This is a genomic window from Okeania sp. SIO2F4, assembly GCF_010672385.1.
Taxonomy (GTDB): domain Bacteria; phylum Cyanobacteriota; class Cyanobacteriia; order Cyanobacteriales; family Microcoleaceae; genus Trichodesmium.
The window spans coordinates 1-2,846 of sequence record NZ_JAAHGT010001111.1 but is presented as its reverse complement, the minus strand read 5'-3'; the positions used below and the strand labels follow the sequence as shown (position 1 = coordinate 2,846).

The window sequence follows — 2,846 nt, the reverse complement described above, 5'->3', positions numbered from 1 at the left end:
CAATAAACTTAACTGGTTCACTACCCCCCCAAGCAATTAACAATTCAATCATAATTATTCAACCTCTTATTGATTAGTTATTTTTAATTATAGTCATTTGTTTGTAGTTTGGCTCTAGCCCGACTATTTCAGATAACTAATTATAATAAAGCCTTTGTTTGTAGTTTTGCTCTAGCCCGACCATAGATGATATTAGTTAATTTCAGATAAGTGCATTATCAGTCTTTATTTGTAGTTTTGCCCTAGCCCCTTAAATCTCTATTATCAGGCTAGAGCCAAACTACGAGCGTACTCTATCAAGCATCAATTAATAATTATTAATTATTAATTATTAATTATTTCCCCTAACTTCCTGAGCAATAAATTTAACTGCTTCACTACCCCCCCAAGCAATTAACAATTCAAGCATAATTTTTCAACTTCTTATATGTTAGTTATTTTTAATTATAGTCATTAAAACTGTTGCCTATTTGTAGTTGCACTTTAGCGTCACTTCATTATTGTAGTGGGATGAAACACCTAAAAATGTAGGTTAGGAGCGAGCAACCTAAAAGACCTCTCCCCCAACCCCTCTCCTGCTCCGAGAGGGGAGAAATACTCCCCCAACGCTAGCACTTAAGGGGGTTGGGGGGTTAGGTTTTTTGACCCACATTTTCAAGCTTGACACGACATTACTGAAATGACACACCTAAAATGTTGTAATAGTTCGCAGCGAAACCTAGTATAGTGTCAGTCCAGTAGGGTGCGTTAGACAGCTAAAATCTAAAGTTCGACAGAGATTTAACAATTTGTCGTAACGCACCATTCTAGTAGTAGCATGAAAAGACTTATTATTGTTGGGTTTCCTACGTCAACCCAACCTACTACAGTGACACATCTAAAATGTTGTAATAGTTCACAGCAAAACCTAGTATAGTACGATAGTTGACCTTATACCAATTCATTTGAGAGATGTCACAAATAGTTTCAAACTAAACTTTTGAGCCTGTAAAATCTTACTTTTAACTTTTAACTGCCGTTGAATTATCCCACAAATATATGGCTTCTGATTACCCAAAAAGATTGATTTTAATTACAGTATTTTTATCATTAATTCCATTAAGCGCTGCTCAACATTTACCCAAAGTTAGTAAGAATTTAATCTCTACATTTTGGCAAAATATAACATCAAAAAATATTCCGAATAACTCACTTACTACTGCCACTCCTTCCCCCTCACCCTCTAAACCACCAAAACCACCACTACCAACTTATAAAAACTTTGATATTCTAATTTATGGAGATGAACTTCAAGGAATATGTGCTGCTATTTGGGCAAAAAAAACATTAGGAACTACAGGCAAAGTAGTATTAATGCGTTCCAATTATGACCGTCAACCTTTAGGTGGTTTATTAACAAGAGGTGGGCTAGCTGATCTCGACTATGATAAAACCCCTGGCTGGCAAAATCAACCTTATTCTTAGTGCTTTCGTAACTTTTTCAAAAAAGCCAAAGTTGTTGAAGCTTGTGTCACTCCAGAAATTGCAGCCAAAGCCATGAAACAAATGTTAGAAGCTGTAGGAATTATCGTTATTTCTAATGCTTCTATTACTCCTTATGTGGAAAATAAAAAAATTAAATTTGTGCAGATAAACGGTACAAATATTAGAGTCAAAGCTTCTGCATTTATAGACACAACTCAAGATGCAGAATTAGCCAGAAAAGCAGGTATACCTTATTCTTTAGGATTTGCATCACAAAACAATAAATTACAGGATGAAACTATAGCAACTTCTATTGTTCCGACTGTGACTGGTTTAAGTATTTACGATTTCAAAAAATTAGAATCAAAAGTACTTTATAATCGCCAACTAATAGCAAAAATTAAGACAAAAATCCAATCTGAACAAACTCCTCCAAATGCTAAATTTACCCAGGCAAAATTTAGATTACCAATAATCAAAACATATCAAGACGGCTATATAAATCGAAGTATTGCCTTAGCCGGAGCCTATCATCTTCATCGAAAACATTCATTTAATCTAGATTTTTAATCTAGATTTTTATTTGATAAGCTGAATATTTGTAGTCTAGGTAAACGTTCATTATCTTTGAATGGATTTTTGTTTAAATATGACAGTAAAAAAGTGAGGCAAATAGAACTAAATGACTTTAAACCAACCCAGGAAATGATTACAGAAATGAAAGAACTTGAGGCTTGGTTGAGGAAAATATCTGGGAAAGATATCAAAGTAGTTATTCCCTCAGAAGTTTATATTAGACATAGTTTAAATATTACTGATGTTGTTGACCCATTGACAGGAAAAGAAATTATCAAAGGTGGCACTTCAGCAGAAAATTCTATTGGTACTTTTTCTTATGAATTTGATTTTCGGGGAGGTGTTAAAGGTTTAGGTATTAACTATTTGCCTCTACCTAGATACAACTTTGGTATTGAAAGTGCTTTAGCTAAAAATGTGAATAACTTAGCAGTTGTAGGGCGATCGTCTGGATATTTAGGAATTGCTGTAGCAGTATCACGAATTCAAACTATAAATATTTATCAAGGGCAAGCAATAGGAGTAGCTGCTGCTATAGCTAATCAAAAAGGTATACCTTTAAATCAAATGACCTCTGCTGAAGTTAGAAAAAAATTAGAAAGTTTAACAGGTAGGAAGACAAAATTAAGAGGTATAAATAGAACTGGAAATAGATATTATAGTCATATCAAATAATTTGAAGTTATATAATTATAGAGAAGTAGCTAAAAAAAATAAATAGTAGCGCGTCTAGCTTTAAAATGTGACTTAAAAAAACCTAACCCCCCAACCCCCTTCCCTATTAGGGAAGGGGGAGAAACTCCCCA

The 2,846-nt window shown here is 33.8% G+C and carries 2 protein-coding genes and 1 pseudogene; all 3 read left to right on the top strand.

Annotated elements, in window-relative coordinates:
• The first annotated feature begins 1,038 nt into the window (after positions 1 to 1,038).
• The 3 genes and pseudogenes from F6K22_RS37690 (at position 1,039) to F6K22_RS37680 (ending at position 2,715) form a co-directional block, all read left to right on the top strand.
• The gene (locus F6K22_RS37690; protein WP_293109927.1) at positions 1,039 to 1,464 is read left to right on the top strand and encodes a hypothetical protein; all 426 of its coding nucleotides are present in this window, start codon (positions 1,039 to 1,041) and stop codon (positions 1,462 to 1,464) included.
• Positions 1,465 to 1,506: 42 nt separating this feature from the next.
• Positions 1,507 to 2,034, top strand: a pseudogene (locus F6K22_RS37685) (FAD-dependent oxidoreductase); the annotation flags it as partial.
• Between the two features lie 93 nt (positions 2,035 to 2,127).
• Positions 2,128 to 2,715 carry an FAD-dependent oxidoreductase gene (locus tag F6K22_RS37680; protein ID WP_293109925.1) on the top strand — a complete coding sequence of 196 codons (588 nt, stop codon included), beginning with the start codon at positions 2,128 to 2,130 and terminating at the stop codon, positions 2,713 to 2,715.
• Positions 2,716 to 2,846: the final 131 nt, after the last annotated feature.

Coding starts and splice junctions, on each gene's coding strand:
- F6K22_RS37690 (WP_293109927.1), top strand. CDS start 1,039: ATGGCTTCTGATTACCCAAAAAGATTGATTTTAATTACAGTATTTTTA.